This window comes from Deltaproteobacteria bacterium HGW-Deltaproteobacteria-6 (assembly GCA_002840435.1).
In the GTDB taxonomy this organism is placed as follows: Bacteria; Desulfobacterota; Syntrophia; order Syntrophales; family Smithellaceae; genus UBA8904.
In genome coordinates, this window is the sequence record PHAT01000007.1 from 90,970 (window position 1) to 113,096 (window position 22,127).

The 22,127-nt window shown below is 50.6% G+C and carries 19 protein-coding genes; 11 read left to right on the forward strand and 8 right to left on the reverse strand.

Annotation, left to right across the window (positions count from 1 at the left end; genetic code table 11):
* Positions 1–29 precede the first annotated feature (29 nt).
* The 6 genes from CVU71_15930 to CVU71_15955 all read right to left on the reverse strand — a co-directional run bounded on the left by CVU71_15930 (position 30) and on the right by CVU71_15955 (position 4,658).
* Positions 30–752, reverse strand: coding sequence for a hypothetical protein (locus tag CVU71_15930; GenBank protein ID PKN17555.1), 723 nt, complete (start codon positions 750–752; stop codon positions 30–32).
* Complete coding sequence (gene tolR / locus CVU71_15935) at positions 749–1,171, reverse strand: protein TolR (GenBank protein PKN17556.1); 423 nt, start codon at positions 1,169–1,171, stop codon at positions 749–751. Before tolR ends, CVU71_15930 begins: the two co-directional genes overlap by 4 nt.
* A gap of 21 nt (positions 1,172–1,192) precedes the next feature.
* A complete protein-coding gene (tolQ, locus tag CVU71_15940) occupies positions 1,193–1,888 on the reverse strand; it encodes a protein TolQ (protein PKN17600.1) in 696 nt (231 codons plus the stop codon).
* Positions 1,889–1,999: 111 nt separating this feature from the next.
* The gene (locus CVU71_15945) at positions 2,000–2,938 is read right to left on the reverse strand and encodes an EF-P lysine aminoacylase GenX (protein ID PKN17557.1); all 939 of its coding nucleotides are present in this window, start codon (positions 2,936–2,938) and stop codon (positions 2,000–2,002) included.
* Positions 2,939–2,940: 2 nt separating this feature from the next.
* Positions 2,941–3,504 carry an elongation factor P gene (gene efp / locus CVU71_15950; protein PKN17558.1) on the reverse strand — a complete coding sequence of 188 codons (564 nt, stop codon included), beginning with the start codon at positions 3,502–3,504 and terminating at the stop codon, positions 2,941–2,943.
* Positions 3,505–3,569: 65 nt separating this feature from the next.
* Positions 3,570–4,658, reverse strand: a complete 1,089-nt coding sequence (locus tag CVU71_15955; protein ID PKN17601.1) for a lysine 2,3-aminomutase — start codon at positions 4,656–4,658, stop codon at positions 3,570–3,572.
* A gap of 161 nt (positions 4,659–4,819) precedes the next feature.
* On the opposite strand from CVU71_15955, the gene CVU71_15960 reads away from it, so the two are divergent.
* The 3 genes from CVU71_15960 to CVU71_15970 are packed head-to-tail and all read left to right on the forward strand — an operon-like array spanning position 4,820 to position 9,233.
* A complete protein-coding gene (locus CVU71_15960; protein PKN17602.1) occupies positions 4,820–5,791 on the forward strand; it encodes a cation transporter in 972 nt (323 codons plus the stop codon).
* Between the two features lie 34 nt (positions 5,792–5,825).
* Complete coding sequence (locus CVU71_15965) at positions 5,826–6,467, forward strand: hypothetical protein (protein PKN17559.1); 642 nt, start codon at positions 5,826–5,828, stop codon at positions 6,465–6,467.
* Positions 6,468–6,479: 12 nt separating this feature from the next.
* Positions 6,480–9,233 (forward strand): hypothetical protein, encoded by a 2,754-nt coding sequence (locus CVU71_15970; protein PKN17560.1) that lies wholly within the window; start codon positions 6,480–6,482, stop codon positions 9,231–9,233.
* Positions 9,234–9,325: 92 nt separating this feature from the next.
* Here CVU71_15970 and CVU71_15975 read toward each other — a convergent pair whose 3' ends face one another.
* Entirely contained in the window at positions 9,326–10,282 is a 957-nt protein-coding gene (locus tag CVU71_15975) for an HD family phosphohydrolase (GenBank protein ID PKN17561.1), read from the reverse strand.
* Positions 10,283–10,425: 143 nt separating this feature from the next.
* Complete coding sequence (selB, locus tag CVU71_15980; GenBank protein PKN17562.1) at positions 10,426–12,369, reverse strand: selenocysteine-specific translation elongation factor; 1,944 nt, start codon at positions 12,367–12,369, stop codon at positions 10,426–10,428.
* Between the two features lie 153 nt (positions 12,370–12,522).
* Between selB and CVU71_15985 the strand changes: the two genes are divergently transcribed.
* The 8 genes from CVU71_15985 (at position 12,523) to CVU71_16020 (ending at position 22,123) form a co-directional block, all read left to right on the forward strand.
* A complete protein-coding gene (locus tag CVU71_15985) occupies positions 12,523–12,963 on the forward strand; it encodes a Holliday junction resolvase RuvX (protein PKN17563.1) in 441 nt (146 codons plus the stop codon).
* A gap of 66 nt (positions 12,964–13,029) precedes the next feature.
* Positions 13,030–14,052, forward strand: coding sequence for an endolytic transglycosylase MltG (locus tag CVU71_15990; GenBank protein PKN17564.1), 1,023 nt, complete (start codon positions 13,030–13,032; stop codon positions 14,050–14,052).
* A gap of 294 nt (positions 14,053–14,346) precedes the next feature.
* Positions 14,347–14,793, forward strand: coding sequence for a division/cell wall cluster transcriptional repressor MraZ (gene mraZ / locus CVU71_15995; protein PKN17565.1), 447 nt, complete (start codon positions 14,347–14,349; stop codon positions 14,791–14,793).
* Complete coding sequence (locus tag CVU71_16000) at positions 14,790–15,731, forward strand: 16S rRNA (cytosine(1402)-N(4))-methyltransferase (protein ID PKN17566.1); 942 nt, start codon at positions 14,790–14,792, stop codon at positions 15,729–15,731. The genes mraZ and CVU71_16000 overlap by 4 nt, the downstream gene beginning before the upstream one ends.
* Before the next feature lies 1 nt (position 15,732).
* A complete protein-coding gene (gene ftsL / locus CVU71_16005) occupies positions 15,733–16,080 on the forward strand; it encodes a cell division protein FtsL (protein ID PKN17567.1) in 348 nt (115 codons plus the stop codon).
* A 2-nt stretch (positions 16,081–16,082) separates the two neighbouring features.
* Positions 16,083–18,065, forward strand: a complete 1,983-nt coding sequence (locus CVU71_16010) for a penicillin-binding protein (protein PKN17568.1) — start codon at positions 16,083–16,085, stop codon at positions 18,063–18,065.
* 6 nt (positions 18,066–18,071) lie between these two features.
* Positions 18,072–21,047 carry a UDP-N-acetylmuramoyl-L-alanyl-D-glutamate--2,6-diaminopimelate ligase gene (locus CVU71_16015; protein PKN17569.1) on the forward strand — a complete coding sequence of 992 codons (2,976 nt, stop codon included), beginning with the start codon at positions 18,072–18,074 and terminating at the stop codon, positions 21,045–21,047.
* A complete protein-coding gene (locus CVU71_16020; protein PKN17570.1) occupies positions 21,044–22,123 on the forward strand; it encodes a phospho-N-acetylmuramoyl-pentapeptide-transferase in 1,080 nt (359 codons plus the stop codon). Before CVU71_16015 ends, CVU71_16020 begins: the two co-directional genes overlap by 4 nt.
* Positions 22,124–22,127: the final 4 nt, after the last annotated feature.

Below are 22,127 nucleotides of genomic sequence, written 5' to 3' on the forward strand. Positions count from 1 at the left end.
TGTATTCTTCATCCTTAAAATTGATTGGATCAACGCAATTCCGCGGAATGAAAGCGGATGCCGATTTCAATGGTGCGGCCGGTCGCCCATCCCCCCAGCGGCGGAAAGGGTATTGATTTTTTAATCGCGCGGAGAGCGGATTCATCAAAATAATTGTTGCCGGAACGTTTTTCAAAGCCGATATATTCCACGGCGCCGCTTTGGGCGATTCTGACTTCGATAATGGCTTCCACATTGTTTTTGGGCATTAAAGCGGCAGGCAGCGTCCAGTTTTTTTTAACCTTGGACCAGACAAAACGGTTGTAGTCGTTTATCTGCGAGTGATTTTCCGCCCGGGAGGAAGCTGTGCCGGGAGGTGTCATGCTCTGATTTTTTTCCGTCTTATGATTCGTTTTGGAGAGTTCTTTCTGCTTGATGGCGTTAATGGCCTTTTCAATGTCCGGTTTACCGGCATCATTTTTTTTGATCACCGCAGCTTGCGAAGCGGCGTTATTGCGCTTCAGAATGACGGGAGGCGCCGCAGACGGCGATGGCAGAACGTTTTTCGGTCCGCTTTGCGGCGTCTGCATGATTTCGGGACCGACCAGTGCTACGGAATAAGGCGCACCGAAAGTCAACTGCCTTGATGCGCTGGGAACGGTCACAAAGACAGCGGTAATAACGATCAGGTGGAGAAGCAGAGAGGCAAAGAACATATTGTAAGGGCTGCCGGTACTGCCGAAGGAGCTTTTATGGAGCATCCGGGAGGTCATTTCAAGCCCTCGGGCGGCTCGGTAATCATACCGAGTTTATCGACGCCCGCCTTACGAACCTCCGACATGACTTCGACTACAAAACCGTAGGGAACGTTTTTATCGGCGCGCAGGAAAATTTCCCGGTCAACCCGTTCGGCGAAAATTGCGGCAAGTTTTGCATTGAGATCCTGAAGCGGCATTCGGGTTTTGTTTAAGAAAATTTCTTTATTTTCATTAATGCTTAATATCAGTTTTTCTTCTGCGAGATCGAGACTTTTAGATTTAACGCGCGGCAGATTGACATCGATGCCCATGGACAGCATCGGTGCGGTGACCATAAAGATGATCAGCAGCACCAGCATGACGTCAACGAGAGGTGTGACGTTAATGTCCGCCATGGATCGTTTATCTGAATTTCTTCTACGTAGTTGTCGCATATCGCCGCACCCTGAATCAATTCATTTACGGATCAGATAACGCTCGATGATATTTAAAAATTCGTCGGCAAAATTATCCATTTCCTGAACCATAACTTTGGATTTGTTTAAAAAGTAGTTGTAGAAAATAACCGCCGGGATAGCCGCGGCCAGTCCCGCCGCCGTGGCAATCAGCGCCTCCGATATGCCGGGAGCGACAACGGCCAGTGTTGCCGAACCGCGCGCGCCGATGGATTTGAAGGTTTCCATAATCCCCCAGACCGTTCCGAATAAGCCGATGAAGGGGCTGGCCGAACCGGTTGTGGCGAGAAACCCCAGCGCGCTTTCCAGCTTTGTCATTTCCGTGTTGGAGGCGCGGTTAAGCGCACGCTGCACATTATCGATAGAGGACAGACTGATTTCCTCGCTGCGCGCCGTGTCTTTTGCTGACTTGTTCATTTTGGTCAGTTCCGTATAGCCGACGCGGAAAACTTCCGCCGTTGTCGAGCATGAATATTTCTTGGATGCCGGGAGAAGCTCGGAGAGTTTGCTGCTGCGTTGATAGTCGGAGTCGAAGGCTTCATTTTCAGCTTTAATTTTGCGATAATAGCGGAATTTCAGAAAAATGATCGTCCAGGAAATGACGGAGAGAACGAGCAGGATCAGCAAAACAAATTTGACCATCAACCCGGCATCTAAAATCATGCCCAAAAGAGAGCCATGAAAATTGCTTCCCATATCTAAAGAGCCAATATCTTTCACTTTTTAATCTCCAAAAATGGTATTGAAATTTGCGATGTAACCTAAAGGAAAAAAAAGGGCTTGTCAATACATCTTTTTGCCAAAAGGTTACAGTACTTCCGGAGGAAAGGCGACGACATCATCAATGACGGCCGCATCGGACAGGATCATGACCAGGCGGTCGATGCCCAGCGCGATGCCGGCGGCTTCGGGCATGGCATTCAGGGCATGAAGAAATTTTTCCGGCATGGCATAGCGCGCCCAGTGCTTTGCGGCCCGCTTCGCGGAGGCTTCCTCGAATCGTTTGCGCTGTTCGACCGGATCGGTCAATTCCGAAAAGCCGTTGGCCAGTTCCAGACCGTCGATGTAGAGTTCGAAGCGTTCCGCGACGGTTGGATCATCCTTTTTTATTTTGGACAGAGCCGCCAGTTGGGCCGGGTAATCATAGAGGAAGGTTGGACGCTTGCAGCCAAGCCGCGGTTCAACATGTTCGACTAAAATTTCGTCGAACTGATCTTTCGACAGAGCTTCCTGCAAACTGACGGGTGCATATCTGGAAAAGGCGTCGGCTACGGTGATTCTTTCCCAGGGCGGCGCAAAGCGGATGGTTTTGTTTTGCCGGATGATGTCCCGCGGATGGCCCATGTCCTTCAATGTGTTGATGAGCAGGTTTTCGCATTGATCCATGAGTTGAACATAGCTAAAGCCAGCTACGTACCATTCCAGCATCGTGAATTCCGGCAGGTGCCGGCCGCCTCTTTCATCGGCGCGAAAGCATTTGCAAAACTGGAAAATTCGGGGATAACCCGCAGCCAGAAGTCTTTTCATGCAAAGCTCGGGAGAGGTCTGCAAAAACCAGTTGTCTGAGCCGATGGCTTCAATATGTTCTTCCGGGGCGGGGGAGGGAATTCGAACAGGGGTTTCGACTTCCAGAAAATCTTGTTGAATAAAGAACTGACGGAGGCTTTGAATAAATCTGGCGCGCAGTTGCAGGGTTTGCGACTTGCGCGCCAGATAGAATTGATCATCCTGATGGAATGTGTTCAACTTTATCCCTTAACGCGGGTAAGGTATTCTCCGGTGCGCGTGTCAATGCGGATTTTTTCTCCCTCGGAGACAAAGGTCGGGACCAGGATAGTCGCGCCGGTCTGTACTTTAACCGGTTTAGTCGCGCCGGAGACCGTATCGCCTTTGGCCCAGGGTTCTGCTTCCGTGACAAACAATTCAACAAAATTAGGCAGGCTGATGCCGATGGGCCGGTCTTCGAAAAGCAGGATTTCGACTTCGATATTGTCGGTCATGTAATTGACCGCCTCGTCAACCTGTGCTTCCGTCAGATAAACCTGCTCGTAGTTTTCGTTGTCCATGAAGCAGTATTTATCGCCTTCTTTGTAGAGATACTGCATTTTCTTTTCGCGCAGGTCGGCCGGTTCAAAGTTGTCTACGGAGCGGAATGTGCGTTCGAACTGATTCCCGTTGATCATGTTCTTGAGCTTGGTGCGATACAGCGCCTGCCCTTTACCGGGTTTTACAAAATTGAATTCGGTAATCACGTAGGGATCACCATCGATTTTCAGGCGCAAACCTTTTCTTAAATCACTTGCGGCGTACATATTACTTGTTTCTCCTCATCCATTAAATTGTTAGGATTTATTTGAGGCCTTTCCTAATCCAATTATTAAAAAAAGTCAAAAAAATCTTGATGTTTATCAAAATTCTTTTTCATCGTTTCCGACAGGGCCAAAAGAGGGACTTTTCCGGCTTCGCCCGGCAGATCCGCCACGTATTGAGGCAGGGACAGACCGGAGCAGCGCCCGCGGAGGGTCTCTATCATGGCCAGTCCGGTTGATCTATCCGTGCGGAAATGCCCGCATCCTTTCACCGGTTCGCAGTGAAAAAGATAATAAGGACGGACAGATATCTTTTGCAAACCATATAACAGGCGTTCCATGACGGCAGATGAATCATTGACGCCTTTTAACAGGACCGACTGATTGGAAACCGGGATGCCCGCTTCCTGGAGCATGTTGCAGGCGCGCGCGGCATTCGATGTGATTTCCGACGGATGATTAAATTGGGTGTTAAACCATAACGGCCGGTAACGTTTGAGCATCCGGCAAAGGTCTTTTGTGATCCTCATCGGCAAAACCGCCGGCATCCGGCTGCCGATGCGCAATATCTCCACATGCGGTATGGCCGCAAACGCGGCCAGGATCATTTCCAGTTTTTCGTCGTCGTAAATAAGCGGGTCGCCCCCGGAGAGAATGACTTCCCGGATTTCAGGCGAGTCTGCAACGTAGCGGACCATTTTTGCCAAACGGCTTTTTAAGGGGGATGTCTCCGGGGTTTTCCAAAAACGCTTGCGATTGCAGTGCCGGCAATAAGTGGCGCAGGTTTTGGTGACGATGGCCAGAGCGCGGTCGGGATAGCGGTGGATCAGTTTCGGCGCGGGCATATACCGGTCTTCATTCAGAGGATCTTCCGAACAGTTGGGTAACACTGAAATTTCCCTTATATCGGGGATGCACTGGATGGTGAGGGGGTCGTTTTCATCGCCTTCCTGAATCAGCGACAGATAATAAGGCGTGATTGCCATCGGATAGGATGAAAGAACCGGACGCAGTTTTTCCGTCCGGGGCATCTGCTTGCCCAGAATCCCGGCCAATCCTGCCATGGATGTGATGCGGTTTTGAAATTGCCAGCGCCAGTCGCGCCAATCCCGGGCAGAAACGGTCTGAAAAGGGGAATGAAGAAATTTTTTATTCATAACGTTTTGAACCATTTGCGGCCCGTTGCGTACCATAATTTCTCGTCCGTGCAAAGCAAATCCCTGTGCTGCGGATGCTAAAAATTCATGGGAAAATACTCATCGGTCGTGCTATGTAAGAAAGAAATATTCAAAATCGGGAGGATCGTCCATTGGCATCCATGCAGCAGCGTAAAGAACGTGTGGCGATGTTGTCGGTCGCATCTAACTCCATCCTGGTGATCTTCAAAGTTATTGTCGGCACGCTGATCGGATCGGTTTCTATTATTTCCGAGGCGATTCATTCGGGTATGGACTTACTGGCGGCGATCATTGCCATGTTCTCCGTAAAAAAATCACATATTCCCGCGGATGATGATCATCCTTTCGGCCACGGCAAAGTCGAAAGCATTTCCGGCTTGACCGAAGCGGTTTTGATTTTTATTGCGGCCTTCTGGATTGTATTTGAGGCGCTCAAGAAACTGACCTCCGCGCAGGAAGTGGAATCGCCCGGCTGGGGTGTTGCCGTAATGTTTTTGTCCGCGGCCCTGAATTTTTTTGTATCCCGAAGGCTCTTTGCCGTCGGCAAAGAGGCCGACTCCATTGCCTTGCAGGCCGACGCCTGGCATTTGCGAACCGACGTTTATACCTCCATGGGCGTTATGGTCAGCCTGGGCATTATCTGGATCGGCCATTTCTTTTTTGTCGATCCGCGGATTCACTGGCTGGATCCGGTGGCGGCGATATTCGTGGCGGTGTTTATATTGAAGGCGGCCTACGATTTAACCTCCCAGGCGCTCGCTGACCTGATGGATGTGAAGCTGCCTCCGGATGAAGAGGGGTGGATCGTTGACGTGATTACCGGCCATAAGTCCGATATTCACGGTTATCATCAATTAAGGACACGCAAAGCCGGTAATTTCCGTTTTATCGAATTTCATATCAAGGTTGATCCGCAGATGACGGTCGAATCTTCCCACGGTATTACCCGTGAACTCAAACATGTTATTATGGATAAATTTCCTGCGACAACCGTTACGGTTCATGTCGAACCGTGTGACGGAGACTGTACTGAAATCTGCACGGCCGGCTGTCTGTTGCCGGAAGCGCGGAGGCTGCAAATATCGCTGACCGGCGGCGGATGCGCTCGGTAAACGGATCACCTGAAATGGGAAGAGGGGGGCAGGCGTGACGAAGAAATCAAATGGGCGGGCACGGTTTATTGTCTTGCCGGGGGCAGTCATTTTTCTGGCTGCACTGGTTATCTGTTGCAGTCCTCATCCCGGTTCCGGCCCCGGTGCCGGCCCCGGTGTCAGTGTTCCGCCGGTTGTTTTAACGGGTGTTTTCGTGGATGGTCCGGTTGGCGGAATAAACTACTCTACATCAACCATTAAAGGCGTAACCCGTGCCGATGGCGCCTTTGAATACCGGACTGGTGAAACCGTTACGTTTTCTATCGGCGCCCTGACCCTTGGCTGCACGAAAGGCAAGCCAAGGGTCACCCCGCTGGATATTGTGCCGGACGCGACCAATACTTTCGATCAGCGTGTGGTCAATATCTGTGTTGTTTTGCAGACACTGGACCAGGACGGCAATGCCGATAACGGTATTCTGATTAATCAGCAAGTGGCTTCATTCGTTTCCAGGTATGGCCGGGAGATTAATTTCAATAAGCCGGTTCACGCCTTCTCTTTTGATGCCGGTTTTCGAAATGTCATGGCCGAGCTGAACAATATCGACGCATTCGGAACAACACCCCGGGCCGTGAAACCTCCGGCCCTGGCCCGGAAGCATCTGGAAGCGTCGCTGGCAAATCTGAAAATAAATTAACACCGGACATCGATGATCATGAAAAACGATAAAAAGACAAAGGGGCAGCTGATTGAAGAACTGGCGGCTCTTCGCTCTGAGCTCGAAAAACTCAAAGAGGAGGTGTGCAGCTTCCGGATGAGCGAAGAACGGTACCGGGACTTTGTGGAAAACGCCGCTGACGGTTGCGCGGAGTATGACCTTAAAGGACGCTGCACATTCTGCAACAAAGCGACTTACTCCCTGATAGGCAGCACCAGGGCGGAATACATACAGCGGCCCCACCGTGACCGCTTTGCGACCGCGGAAGAAGCGGACAGAGTTCTGGCTGTCTTCAGGGAAATTTACCGGACAGGTATGACGGCCGATCTTATTGTGGTCGATATGCTCTGCAAAGACGGATCCGTCAAGACGCTGGAATGCTCTATATCGCTGATCCGCGACGCTCAGGGAAATCCCGTCGGTTTCCGTAATATAGCCCGCGACTTGACCGAACGGAAAAAAATGGAAGCCGAACGCGAACGGCACCGTACTTTCATCGATAACATCAGTGATGGCTGCTATGAGTTTGATTTGCAGGGTGATATCATTTTCTGCAATGAAGGTCTGCCCGCTATTTTCGGATATTCGCGGGATGAATTTTTGAAACTGGATCGCTTTCGGCGACATGTCAGCCGGGAATACGGCAAATACGTTTTTCGTTTATATGATGAAATGTACAGGAATAATATTCCCTCAAAAATACTGGAGTATAAGATATTACGCAGGGATGGGGAAATTCGTGATTATGAGGCTTCGGTTTCACTGATCCGCGATCCGGCGGGTAAGGTCACCGGCTATCGCGGCATCGGCCGTGATATTACGGAACGTAAGAAAATAGAACAGGAGAAGGAACGCTATCGGGAATTTTTTGAAAATATTGAAGACGTCTGCGCCGAATATGATTTAAAAGGCAAATGTACCTTCTGTAATCAGGCGGCAGTCCGGGCTTTGGGCTATTCCCTGGAGGAGCTGCTTCACCTGAGCCATCATGAACGCTACCCCAACCGGGAAGAAGCGGACAAGATTTTCAACACGGTTCATGAAACCTATGTCAAAGCACTGCCTGTCAATGTGGTTGTGGCCAATATTTTATGCAAAGATGGAAAAATAAAAGCAATGGAATCTTCCCTGTCGCTGATTCGCGATGGAAGCGGCATGCCGACAGGCTTCCGCAGCATTGGCCGTGATGTGACCGAGCGCCTGAAAATAGAGCGGGAGAGGGAGCGTTATCGTGATTTTGTGGAAAGCATCGAAGATGCCTGTGCGGAGTTCGATCTGCGCGGCCGGTGTACGTTCTGCAACGAGGCGGCGCACCGGATGGTGAGGTATTCACGCAGAGAATACATGCAGCTGCGGCATCATCAGCGCTATGCTTCACCGGAAGAAATCGAGCAGGTCTTTAAAACGTTTAACGGGATTTACCGGACCGGAATCCCCGCCAGAATTTATACGGCCAGCCTTCTTTGCAAAGACGGCGGCACCAAGGCTGTGGAATCCATCGTGACGCTGATCCGTGATGCGAAAGGCAACCCCGTCGGTTTCCGCAATATCGGCCGGGATGTCACGATGCGGGAAAAAATGGAAGAAGAACAGGAACGCCTGCGCGAACAACTCAATCAGGCCAGGAAAATGGAAGCGATCGGCACACTGGCCGGCGGCGTCGCACATGATTTTAACAACCTGCTGATGGGGATTCAGGGTTATACGTCCCTGATGCTTCTGGATACCGATCCGCGACATTCCCATTATTCACAGCTCAAGGCCATTGAATCTCATGTCCGGAGCGGTGCGGATTTAACCCGACAGCTTCTGGGATACGCCCGTGGCGGGCGCTATGAGGTGAAGCCGGTTAATCTCAATAAGATTGTCGATAAATCCGCTGACATGTTCGGCCGCACCAAGAAAGAAATTGTTATGGAGCGGGATCTGGCGGAAGATTTGTGGATTGTGGACGCGGACCGTGGGCAAATGGGACAGGTATTGCTGAACCTTTTTGTTAACGCCTGGCATGCCATGCCCGGGGGCGGCGAAATTTACATCAAAACGAGGAATGTGGTGCTGGAGAGGTCCCATGTCCGGAGCCTGGATATACAGCCGGGTCCTTATGTTAAACTGACCGTTAAGGATACGGGCGTGGGCATGGATGAGATTACCAGAGAGAGGCTTTTCGAACCTTTTTTCACCACAAAGGAAATGGGTGTGGTGAGAGGAACCGGATTGGAACTGGCCTCTGTGTATGGCATTATCAAAGGGCATAAGGGCGCCATCAATGTTCAGAGCGAAAAAGGAAAAGGGGCAACCTTCAATATCTATCTGCCCGCTTCCTTTAAAGACGTCGTCCGGCAGGACGAACCCCAAAAAGCAACTTTGCAGGGCCGGGAAACCATTCTGCTTGTGGATGATGAAAAGAGCATCATGGATGTTGTCGGTGAAATGATCAAGGGGTTAGGTTACCGTTTGATGACGGCTGAGAACGGGGAAAATGCCGTGGATGTCTACCGGGCCAATCCGGGTCGCATCGATCTGGTGATCATGGATATGATTATGCCGGGATTGGGCGGCGGAGCGGCTATTGATGCCATTCGGGCGGAAAATCCCGACGCCAGAATTATTCTCTGCAGCGGATACAGCCTCAACGGCGAGGCGCAGGATATCCTGAAACGGGGCGGCGTTATCAGTTTTATGCAAAAACCGTTTGAGCTGGCGGACCTTTCGCAAAAAATACGGGGTGTGCTGGATAAATAATTGCATGGAGCGGCCTTGCCGCCCGCAGGCATGGTCGCGTGACCCCGCGTGACCTTCAGGTCATCAGGTCATCAGGTCATTCAAACCGTTCCCTACTTTCCTTTAAAAAGATAGCGCTCAAAAAAGCGGTTATAGGCTGTCCAGTCGGACTCGGTATTGGCGGCGTCGGCGGCCACAAAGCTTTGAAATGCATTGAGCTTGGCGTCAAGATCGTCCATGAAATGAATGACCAGCGCTTCCATGGTTTTCGGGCGTTTGGGCGAACCGTATTCAAATTCGCCGTGATGGCTTAAAATGATATGCCGCAATTCGAGCGCGAGCTGCGGCGGAAAATCGGCGATGGCTTCCATTTTTTTGTTGATCATTTCCACGCCCATTACCAGATGACCGATCATCCGGCCTTCATCACTGTAGGCAATCAGGCCGTCATAGGAGAATTCGTAAATTTTGCCGATGTCGTGCAGCATCCCGCCGGCAATCAGCAGGTCCCTGTTTAATTGCGGATAATGCCGGGCTGCGTGGTCCAGCAGGCGCACCACGGAAAGCGTGTGCTCCAGCAGGCCCCCCAGATAAATGTGATGAAAGCCTTTGGCCGCCGGCGCCCGCTGAAAAAGTTCAGCCGTTTTTTCGTCATGAAAAAAAGCGGTGAGAAGATTTTTTAACGGTTCGGATGAAATGGTGCCGATGTAAGCAAGGATGTCCTGAAACATTGCCTCGGTGTTCATTTTGCTGACCGGCAGATAATCCGACGGATCCGTGTCTTCCGGCGCGCAGAGCTTAATGGTGACGATGGATATCTGAAGCGTATTGCGGTAACTCTGCGCCCGTCCTTCGATAAAAATAATGTCGCCTTTTTTAAAGACGCGATCCCATTCTGCGGCGTTATCCCAGACCTTGCCGTCCGTTTCGCCCGTTTTGTCCTTGAGGCGGACGTTCAAATAGGCCGACCCTTTCTGGGAGAAGGCCATGCTTTTTTCCGCGACTAAAAATGAAGAAGCGATTTTATCGCCGGGCTTGATGTCCTGAAGATAGATTTCTTTGGTTTTCAAATGAACCGCCTTTCTAAAAAAAATATTCCTGTTTTTCGTATCAGCCGTTGTTCAAGAATAACTGCAGCATTTTTTAATATCATAACCGGCATAAAGGGCCGCAATGGATAGAAATGCAGTCGTCTTGCCACCCGCATGGGTGGTTATTTCTTAACGGCCCCTGAGGGTTTTTCTCTCAATATCCGGTGATCTCCCACGCGCACGGTCAGTTTGCTTGTGTCAAAATATTCCATGAGCGGAATGATATATTTGCGCGAAAGTCCCGTCAAATCTTTAAAAGTTGCCGGCGTCGCCTGATTGTCCCGGATAAGCTGAGCCTTGTAATCTTCGCGTAATCCGGCGAGCGCTTCGCGTGCAAAGCACAGCTCTTCATTGATCTTGATGAGCTCTCCGTCTTTGATCATTAGCTTGACAATGGTTTGGGCCTTGGTTTTTTGATCTTTGAAACCGTTGATGACATCAGAAAGAGACGGCGGGGTCAATCCGGCCTGCGCATAAGTCGATGCGATGGATTGACGTAGAGCGTCCTCGTCACCGGCCAGCTGAACAAGATGGGAGGCCAGCCGGACGCTGTCCTTATCGCTGACGATGACTTCTTTTTTGCCGAGACTGGCGAGCACCATGTTAAAGAGTTTGGCTGATACCGCGGCGGCCAGCGCCGCCTTGAGTTCTTCCTTGGAGATGCCTTCCTGCAAAGGATTTTTCTTGTGGTAGTCTGCAAGACTCTTCATCAGCAGCTCCTCCAGATGAGCATACAAATGAACGGAAAGAGCCGTCGTGTCGTCGCCTGAAAGCAGGATGGCCTGATGACTGGAAAATAGTTTTTCCAGCGCCTCCCGGATTTTTTTAACATTCATACCCAGTCGAAAAGCGAGCGACCGGATGTTGATGCCGCCGAAACCGGCCCGTTCCAGCATAACGGATATTTTTTCCGGCAATGCGCCGTTTTGCAGGATCTGCAAATCATTCAGGATCTTTTTATTATTTCTTTTGTGTTTGCCGGGGAGCGGATCGAGAATCCGGCCGCCGCCGATCGTGGTGACCGGTGAATAGCTGCGCAGCACAAAATGATCGCCTGCAACGACCACATCCTCGCAGGCGAGGATAAGCTGGGCAAAAGATTTTTCACCAGGCGCAAGTTCGTCTGTTTCCAGCAGCACAATGCGCGTCATGATTTCGGCCGTGCCGGTGTGCAGCCGGACCAGTGCCCGGTTTTTCAGCTTCCGCGTATTGGCGGAAAGGTATTCAAAAAACACATCCAGCCTTTGTGTGGGCCAGACCGTTTGCGGCCGCACCAGAACATTGCCCCGTTCCAGCGTCGATTTTTCAATACCCTGCAGATTGATGGCGGTTCGCTGGCCGCTGAAAGCTTCTTCCACGGATGCGTTGTGCACTTGAATGCCCCGGATGCGCGCGGCAATGTTTTCGGGCAGAATCTGGATGTCTTCACCCACTTTGATTTTATCGGAAATCAGTGTGCCTGTTACGACGGTGCCGAAGCCTTTCATGGTAAAAATACGATCAACCGGCAGGCGGAAAATACCATCGTCGTTTTTATCTTTCAAGCGGCTGACGATTTTATCCATTTCGGTAAGCAGCTCCTGGACGCCGGTTTGTTTTACCGCCGAAACCGGCACGATGGGCGCACCGTCCAGGAAAGTACCTTTCAGATAGTCGGCAATTTCGGAACGCACCAGATCCAGCCAGTCTTTTTCCACCAGGTCAATTTTAGTGAGAGCGACCAGTCCCGTCGTGATTCCCAAAAGCGAGCAGATCTGAAGATGTTCCTTTGTCTGCGGCATAACGCCTTCATCTGCGGCGATGACCATCAGGACCATATCGATGCCGGCTGCGCCCGCTACCATGTGCTTGATAAACTTTTCGTGGCCCGGGACATCGACAATTCCGATCGTAGGACCGGACGGAAGCGAAAGGGAGGCAAATCCCAGTTCGATGGTAATGCCTCTTTCTTTTTCCTCTTTGAGGCGGTCGGTATCAATACCGGTCAAAGCCTTGATTAAGGAGGTTTTTCCATGATCCACGTGACCGGCTGTTCCCAAAACAAAATGTTGCATGCTTTTTTCCATTATCTCAATTTTTTACGATGACTGGAATAACAAACTCCCATCTTTTTCACAACATCATATTTCCGGAAATAATGGAGAAATCATGGTCAGCTTAGACGCACGTGAAAAACGGGCCATGATTTAATTCTTGAAAATACGTTTTGGAATTGTTAGATAACAGAAAAACGAGGTGTTTTTTTGCGTATTCTGGGTTTGGATTACGGCGAAAAGAGAATCGGTGTGGCGGTTTGTGACGAACTGGGCATGACGGCGCAGGGGCTGCCGACACTGGTTCGTAAAACGAAGAAGCATGATTTGGAAATTTTGAATAATTGGATTCGAAATTATTCTGTGGAGAGTATTGTGATTGGCTACCCTCTGCGGCTGGATGGTTCCGAAGGGATTCAGTGTGAAAAGGTCAACCGGTTTGCCCGCCTGCTCAATAAAACATTTTCCCTGCCGGTGATAAAATGGTCAGAGACGATGTCCACGAAGGATGCTGAAGAAATACTGATTTCATCCGGCGTCCGCTGGCAAAAAAGAAAAGAAAAAGTGGATCAGCTGGCGGCTTGTCTGATTCTGCAAAACTATCTGGATTGCGCCGACAAATCATAGGCCGGATGGTTTTTATCCCCGCCTGTTCGCTGTTTCAATTATTTTCAGAAATGCTGTGTGCGAAACATGAAAAAAAATGCAAAAAAAGCTTTATTTTACGCTTTTATACTGCCCGGTATCGCGGCAATTGTGCTGGGAACGTGTCTGCTCATTTATGCGAAAGCGCCGATTGATGTGGCGAAAGCCAGGGTCGTATTGGTCGATATCCCGACAGGCGCCGGTTTTATTGAGGTGACAAACATTCTCAGTGACGCCGGTTTGGTTGAAAACAGACTTCTGTTCTATGGCGTAGCCGCGGTCAAAAGGGGCATCCGGTCTATTCGCGCCGGTGAATACGAGTTTAACACGTCGCTTTCCCCGTCTGAAATGATTGATAAACTTATCCACGGGGATATTAAAAATTATATTGTAACGATTCATGAGGATTATTCGCTGAAGGAGATTGCCGCGCGTCTCAAAGAATACAAGCTGATCGATGAAAAAGCCTTTTTTGAACTGGCGGAGAATAAGGAGTTTTTATCATCCATGAAAGTTCCGGGCGGTTCGATTGAAGGGTATCTCTTTCCTGATACGTATTTTTTGAATCGTTCCATGAGTACAAGGCAGATTGCACGGGTTATGGTGGATCGTTTCTGGCGTAAAATTACACCGGAAATGATCAACAAAGCGCAGCAAAAAGGCCTGTCACTTCATCAGTTTGTCACGCTGGCCTCGCTGGTCGGGAAAGAAACCGGGTATTCCGCCGAAAAGCCGGTGATCGCAGCTGTTTTCTATAACCGCTTGAAAAAGAGAATGCCACTCCAGAGCGACCCGACTGCTGTTTACGATCTGAAAGATTTCAATGGGAAAGTTCTGCGAAGCCATTATAAAAGAGAATCTCCTTACAATACTTATGTTATCAGGGGATTGCCTCCGGGGCCCATTGCCAATCCCGGGCTGGATTCCTTTCAGGCGGTTCTCAATCCTGCGGAGGTTGGTTACCTTTATTTTGTTTCTCGAAAAGATGGCACACACTTTTTTTCAGCATCCCTGAATGATCATAACAATGCCGTGAACCGTTTTCGCAGCGTCACCCGAACGGGCGAATGAAGGAAGCAACCGGTAATTAAATCGGTTTGTTGCCTAAATATATAATATAATTATTTATTTATATTTATTCCCATCTGCTTTTCCGCGTTATCCGCATCGAATCAATAGGCTTTCCAGGCTGACCGAATAATCTTTCACATAAATCGGTTATTCCGATCTTTGGACATTTCCTGTTTTCTCAGTGATTTTAAGTTATTTGATTAGAAAAAAGATTCATTTTTTTCTTGACAAAGCCATTTTCCCTCTCTATAGTCAGCCACGTGGAGTAAAGTGGCTTATTGTGGAGGGGTTCTGGTGTCTGATTTTCGTGGCCAATATCATCACAGCATTGATGAAAAAGGGAGAATCATCTTCCCGTCCAAGTTCCGCGACATATTCGCGGAAAAATATGACAATAGAATGGTCGTTACGAACTGGGACGGATATTTAATTGTATTCCCCTTTGCCGAATGGCGCATCATTGAGGAAAAAGTAGCACAAAAGCCCATCCTGAACAAGGGGTTTCGTGATTTTCAGCGTTTCTTTATGTCCGGAGCCGTGGACTGCAATCTGGATAGTCAGGGGCGGGTGCTGATTCCGCCGACCTTACGCGAATATGCGAAACTGGAAAAAGATATCATCCTGGCAGGAATGCTGAAGAATATAGAGATCTGGCCCAAAGACCGGTTTGAGGAAAAAATGAAATCATCCGGTAGCGAAGTAGACAAAGACAACGACATCGCCGCTGATCTGGGAATATGATCATGAGCGCCGACTTCTCTCACGAGCCGGTAATGCGGGAAGAAGCGCTGTCGTGGCTGGTGGTGAATAAAACCGGTACTTACGTGGACGGCACGATCGGCGGCGCGGGGCATGCCAGTGCGATTCTGGAGCAGACCGAAGCCAAGCTGATCGGAATAGATTGCGATGCGGACGCGCTTACTGCGGCCCGCGAGAGACTGGCGCCATTCGGATCGCGCGTCATCCTCGTCAAGGCAAACTTTGCCGATCTGAGACAGGTACTGGAAGAATTGCATATTGAAAAAGTTGATGGCGTGCTCCTGGATTTAGGCGTTTCTTCCCATCAACTGGATGCGGCGCACCGGGGATTCAGTTTCAGTAAGGTCGCGCCGCTGGATATGCGAATGGATCAGGACTTGAAGCTTCGCGCTTATGATATTGTCAACCATTTCGCGCCAACTGAGCTGGAAAAGATTATCAGGTTATACGGGGAAGAAAGAATGGCTGCAAGAATCACCAGGGCGATATTGCGAAAAAGGCAGACCTCGCCGATTGAAACAACGGTGGAGCTGGCAGGTCTTGTTGCGCAAGTCATGCCGCAGGGCATGAAGCATCAAAAGATTCATCCCGCCACTCGAACTTTTCAGGCACTAAGAATAGCGGTTAATCAGGAGCTCGATTCCATCGTTCCGGGGATAGAAGGCGCCATCGGCGCGCTTTCCGCGGGCGGGCGCATCGGAGTGATTTCCTTTCACTCGCTCGAGGACCGCATTGTTAAAAATACTTTTCGCGATCTGGCGGCGACCTGCGTTTGTCCGAAGGACATTCCCTACTGTGTTTGTCACAAGCAGGCTTCCGTAAAAGTTTTAACACGCAAAGCGGTGGTGCCCTCCGTCTTGGAGTGCCGGCAAAACCCGCGGGCCCGCAGCGCGAAGCTGCGCATAGCAGAGAGGATTTAAGATGGAGCAGACGCTGGGAACCCAGCCCATTGTCCGGAACAGGCCTGTTAAAGAACCTGCCGCCGCTACTTTCGGTGTTAAGTATCCGACCTTTATCGTGGTGGCTCTTGTCCTGATGTTTGTTGCGCTGATTTATGTCGGTTCGCACATCCGCATGACCCAGATGGAGTATGATATTGCCGCAGCATTGAATGCCAAAGAAAATTTACTCGAAGAACAGAAGAAACTGAAACTGGAATTAGCAATGCTTAAAGCGCCGCAGAGAATTGAAGATATCGCCCGCAATAAGTTGCGGATGTCTTATCCCTCTGCGGAGCAGGTGATTGTCTTAAAACAAACGGGGAAGTGAGTATGGCGGCAGACTCAAAGAAATGGCTGAAGTTCCGGCTGGCCAGCATTCTGGCGATTTTTTTGATTTTGTTTATTGCTTTATTGTCCCGCGCTTTTCAATTGCAGGTCTTGTCCGGTGAAAAATTAAAAAGGCTGGCCGTCCGGCAGCATATCACCACGTTGCCCATTCAGTCCGAAAGGGGCATGATTTATGACCGCAACGGCGAAAAACTGGCCATGTCGGTGTTGGCGGATTCCGTATGCGCCGATCCCACCCGGATCAACGATCAGGTAAAGGTGTCCCGTCAGGTGGCGGCTATTCTGAATCTCGATCAATCCACCGTTTTTAAAAGAATCTCCGAACCGAAGAGCTTCTGCTGGCTGGCCAGAAAGATTTCTCAGCAGCAGGCGGCTCAGGTGGAGGCGGCGGATATTGAAGGCGTCTTTCTGATTAAGGAACCGAAGCGGTTTTATCCCAACGGGCAACTGGCGGCTCATTTAATCGGGTTTTCCGGTTTTGACGCTGAGGGGCTGGAAGGACTGGAAAAGAAATATGATACGCATTTAAAGGGGACGCCGGGAAAACTGACCTGGGCCAGAGACGCCAAAGGAAAAAAACTTTTCCTGCATGTTGAACACGCCAACTCCGCCAAAGGTGACAGCGCCAATCTGGTTCTGACTATCGACAGCCGCATCCAGTATCTGGTGGAAACACATCTGAAAGAAGCCGTGCTCAGCAAGGGGGCAAAAGGCGGTGTGGCGATTGTCATGGATCCTAAAACGGGCGAGATTCTGGCGCTGGCCAACGAGAAAGGATTCAATCCCAACAATATCAAGGGGCTGACATCTGAGTCCTGGAAAAACCGTGCGATCACGGACTCCTTTGATCCCGGATCAACCTTTAAGCCTTTTCTGGTCGCCGCCGCCCTGGAAGAGAAAGTTGTCAAAGAGTCGGATCGGTTTTATTGTGAGAATGGCAATTATAAAATTGCCAACCGGGTGATTCGCGAGGCCAACCGGAAACGTCACGGCTATCTGCCCGTGCGCGATATTCTGAAGTACTCCAGCAATATCGGTTCCGCGAAAATCGCGGAAAAACTCGGCCGGGAAAAATTCTATTCCTATATTAAAAATTTCGGGTTTGGTTCCAGAACGGGAATTGATTTATCCGGTGAAGCTGCCGGGGTTTTAATGCCTGTAAAGCGCTGGACCAAGGTGGACACGGCAAACATCGGTTTCGGCCAGGGCATTTCGGTTACCGCCATTCAGCTCATTACCGCCATGTCGGCCATCGCCAATGGCGGGGTGTTGATGAAACCTTACATCGTGCGAGGGCTTACTGACAAAAATAACAACCCGATTAAAATGTACGCTCCGGAAACCGTGCGCCGGGTTGTGTCGCAGGATACGGCAAAACATTTGACGGCCATGCTGACGGAAGTCGTCGGGGCCGAAGACGGCACCGGTAAAAGGGCCCATATTACAAATGTCGCCGTTGCCGGCAAAACCGGGACCGCGCAGAAATTTGATTTTGCCCGTGGCGGGTATTCATCGGAGAGGGTGCGCACGTCCTTTATCGGATTCTTCCCCTCCGATAATCCACAGGTGGCCATTCTCGTCATGCTGGATGAGCCGCAGCGCGACAAGTGGGGCGGTGTAGCCGCCGCACCGGTTTTTAAAAATATCGGCGAACAGATTCTCAACTGTTTTAAAACGAACATTCGGGAGACACCGGTATTTGAGCCTTTACAGCCAAACCAGCTGCGGTTGGTCGAGGCGGATAAATCGCTGGCAGAGGACATAACAGCAGCGGGAATGGATGATGACGCCAGCATGCCGGACTTTACGGGGCTGACGATTCGTGAGGCGTTAAAGAGAGCAAAATCCCGGTCAATCGAACTGCAGGTATCAGGCAATGGCTGGGCGGTTAGTCAGGCCCCGGGAGCGGGTTCGGTTTTGGGCGATGAGCGTGTGTGCAAAGTCGTATTTGAGATTAAAAACTGAGGCGTGATGGAACTGCGGCAATTACTCAATGGAATAGAAACGATCGATGACAAGACTTTGTTGTGTGGCAATGTCTCATCGGTCTGCTATGCCGCGGATCAATGCAAACCGGACTCGTTGTTTGTCGCAATTCCCGGATTGGCCCATGATGGCCACGATTTTATCGGTCAGGCCCTTGAACGGGGCGCGCGTTTCATTGTCCATCAGAAAAAAATTAATGTGCCGGACGGAATCATCGCCATCGCAGTGTCCGACAGCCGCCGCGCGCTGGGGATGCTCGCAAAAAATTTTTTCGGCGATCCGTCTTCAAGGCTGACGCTCATCGGCATTACCGGAACCAGCGGGAAGACCACCATATCCTATCTGCTGGAATCGATTTTGACGGCCGCCGGTTTTCGCTGCGGTGTTTTAGGGACGGTGAATTACCGTTACAGCGGCAAAGCCATTCCCGCGCCGAACACCACGCCGGAATCTTTTGAGATGCAAAAAATTCTGAGCGAGATGGCAGGCGCCGGCGTGACGCATGTCATTGCCGAAGTATCATCGCATGCGCTGGATTTAAGAAGAGTTGATGATTGCGACTTTGATCTGGGTGTTTTCACCAATCTCAGTCCGGAGCATCTGGATTACCATAAAGATATGGAAGACTATTTCCGGGCTAAAAAAAGACTATTTACCGGGATTCTGCCGCTGAGCAAAAAGAACCGTCAGCAAAAGGCCGTCATCAACGCGGACGATCCATGGGGACGGAGGCTGCTTGATGAAATCCGGATTCCCGCTTTGTCTTACGGCCTGGAAAAAGACAGCGGTGTGACCGCTTACGGCGAGGCCATCACACTGGATGGTATCCGGGCCGGGATTGTTCTGGCCGGGAAAAGGCTGACCGTGGACTCCGGGCTGATCGGCAGATTCAATCTGTCCAACATTCTGGCCGCCGCAGCCACCGCCTCTGTCCTGGACGTGGCCCCGCAGGCGATTGAAGCGGGGATTAAAAATTTAACCTCCGTTCCGGGTCGTCTGGAAAAGGTGGAAACGTCTGCCGGTATTCATGTTTTTGTGGATTACGCCCACAAGCCGGATGCCTTGAAACAGGTGTTGATCAATTTAGATCAATTAAAGCAAAAAAGAATATTGACTGTTTTCGGCTGTGGAGGTAATCGTGACCGCGCCAAGAGACCGTTGATGGGCAAGACGGCAACGCAATACAGCGATTTAACTATTGTTACGTCCGATAACCCGCGTAAAGAAGAGCCTCTGGCAATTATCGGCGAAATAGAGGCGGGGATCGACCGGCAAAAAATAAGAGAAATGCCGTCGAGCCAACTGGCATTCACGGAGGGCAGGCACGTTTACACGGTGATTGCCGACCGGAAGACCGCCATTCACGCCGCAATTAAATTAGCCGGGGTTGGGGATATTGTTTTGATAGCCGGAAAAGGACACGAAGATTATCAGATTCTGGGAACGCAGAAAATTCCGTTTGACGACCGTGTGGTTGCTGCTGAGGCCCTGCAGGTCCGGTCTGCAGAATTTTCGACGGTTGTGTCTCCCGTATTCTCCCTGGCCGAGGTTCTTACCGCAACGGGCGGCCGTCTGATTGCCGGAAACAGGGAAACCAACGTTTACGGTGTTTCCACGGATTCCAGAAAAGTGTGCAAAGGCAATCTTTTTATCGCGCTTGCCGGAGAAAATTTTGACGGCCATGCCTTTGTGCAGAAAGCCGTGGACGACGGCGCGGCCTGTGTCATGGTTTCCGATATCCATAGAATCAACCGGGACGGCATGAAGCCGTCTGCCGGCATCATTGAGGTGGAAGATACGCTGCAGGCTCTGGGTGATCTGGCGCACGCGCACCGTAAACGTTTTTCCATTCCCGTGATCGGACTGACCGGTTCTTCAGGCAAAACGACCACCAAGGAAATGCTGTCGGGCATTCTGGAGCAGGAAAGAAAAGTTCTCAAAACGGAAGGAAATTTAAACAATCTGATCGGATTGCCGCAGACGATTTTCCGCATGACCTCACAGCACGAAATTGCCGTTCTGGAAATGGGAACCAACACGCGCGGCGAAATTAAAAGACTGACGCAAATCGCCGCGCCGGACATCGGACTCATTACCAACGTCGGACCCGCGCACCTGGCGGGATTCGGTACGGTGGATGTTGTGCGCGAAGAAAAAGGCGATTTGTTTTTTTATATGGCGCCTTCCGGAATTGCGGTTGTTAATCTGGATGACGAAGCGGTTGGCCAGGTGGTCAAACGATGGTCCGGGCGCCGGGTTACCTTCAGCATGGGCGCCGGTGCCGATGTCAGCGTGACCGATATCCGGAAAAACGGCGACAGCGGGATGAGCTTTAATCTGTTGATGGGTGGCAGTGCGCACAGGGTGGATATGAAAGTTGCCGGCCTTCACAATATCTACAACGCGATGGCTGCCGCGGCGGCGGCTCTGGCCTGCGGCATCCATTCCGACTCCATTCGGCGCGGCCTGACTGCATTTCAGGCAGTCAGCGGACGCATGGAGATTTTTAAACTGCGAAACGGCGCGTATCTGATTAATGATGCCTACAATGCCAATCCCGCATCCGTGCGGGAAGCCCTGTTGACTCTGAAGGATTTAAAAAATTCACACAACGCTTTCGTGTTTCTGGGCGATATGCTGGAATTGGGCGACTCAGCCCCCGAGATGCATCGGCGGGTCGGAATGCTGCTGGCGACAATCGGGGTGAAGGCTGTTTTTCTTCAGGGGGACTTTGCGGACATAACGGCGGCGGGCGCCCTGGAAGGCGGATTGGCGAAGGAACAAGTTATGTTTTTAAATAATGATGAAGAGGCCCTGTCTTTCTTGAAAAAACAGTTGCACAAAAATGATTGGATTCTGGTCAAAGGATCCCGCCGGATGAAGATGGACAGGATTGTCGCGAGAATCCGTGAAGATGTCGGCGACGCCGGAGCAAAAGGCAGGCAGGGAGAAGAAAAGTGATTTACGAATTTTTATATCCTTTCCATGCAACCTTTTCATTCTTTAACGTGTTTCGTTACATCACGTTTAGGACGATTTTTGCTTCGATTACGGCTTTGCTGATTTGTCTGGTGATGGGGCGCTGGCTGATCCGCACCCTGCAGGACATGCAGATTGATCAGCAGATCCGCGAAGACGGGCCCCAGACGCATCTAGTAAAAAAGGGAACGCCCACGATGGGGGGGATCCTTATAATTTTCGCCGTCGTTATTTCCACGATCCTCTGGGCCAATCTGGCTGTGGGCTATATCTGGCTTACGCTGCTCGTTACGATCGGCTTTGGTCTGATTGGTTTTATGGATGATTACCGGAAGCTGGCCGGTAAAAGCTCCCGTGGTATTTCCGGAAGAACGCGGCTTGCCGCTGAGATTGCCATTGCCCTGTTTGTCGGCGTGATTTTGTATTTCAAGCCCGGATTCAATACGCAGATTACGATTCCGTTCTTCAAGACGGTTTTACCCAATATCGGCTGGGGATACATTCTGCTTTGCGTTTTTATCATCGTCGGCGCGGCCAACGCCGTGAACCTGACGGACGGCCTCGACGGTTTGGCGACGGGGCCCGCAATCATTTGTTTTGCAACATATTTAATGTTTGCCTATTTTGCCGGCAACGTGAAAGTGGCCGGTTATCTGCAGATTCCTTATGTGCCGGGCGCCGGAGAATTGTCGGTGTTCTGCGGCGCCTTGATGGGCGCGGCGCTTGGCTTCTTATGGTTTAATTCCTATCCGGCGGAAATATTTATGGGGGATGTCGGATCGCTCGCGATGGGCGGCGCGCTGGGTACGGTAGCTGTGATCACCAAACAGGAAATCCTGCTCGCGATTGTCGGCGGTGTTTTTGTGATGGAAACTTTTTCCGTTATTTTTCAGGTCGGCTATTTCAAACTGACGGGCGGCAAACGGATTTTCCGGATGGCGCCGATTCACCATCATTTTGAACTCAAAGGCTGGGCGGAGCCGAAGGTGATTGTCCGGTTCTGGATCATATCGATACTGCTGGCGCTGGTGGCGATTATGACCTTGAAGTTACGATAGAGGA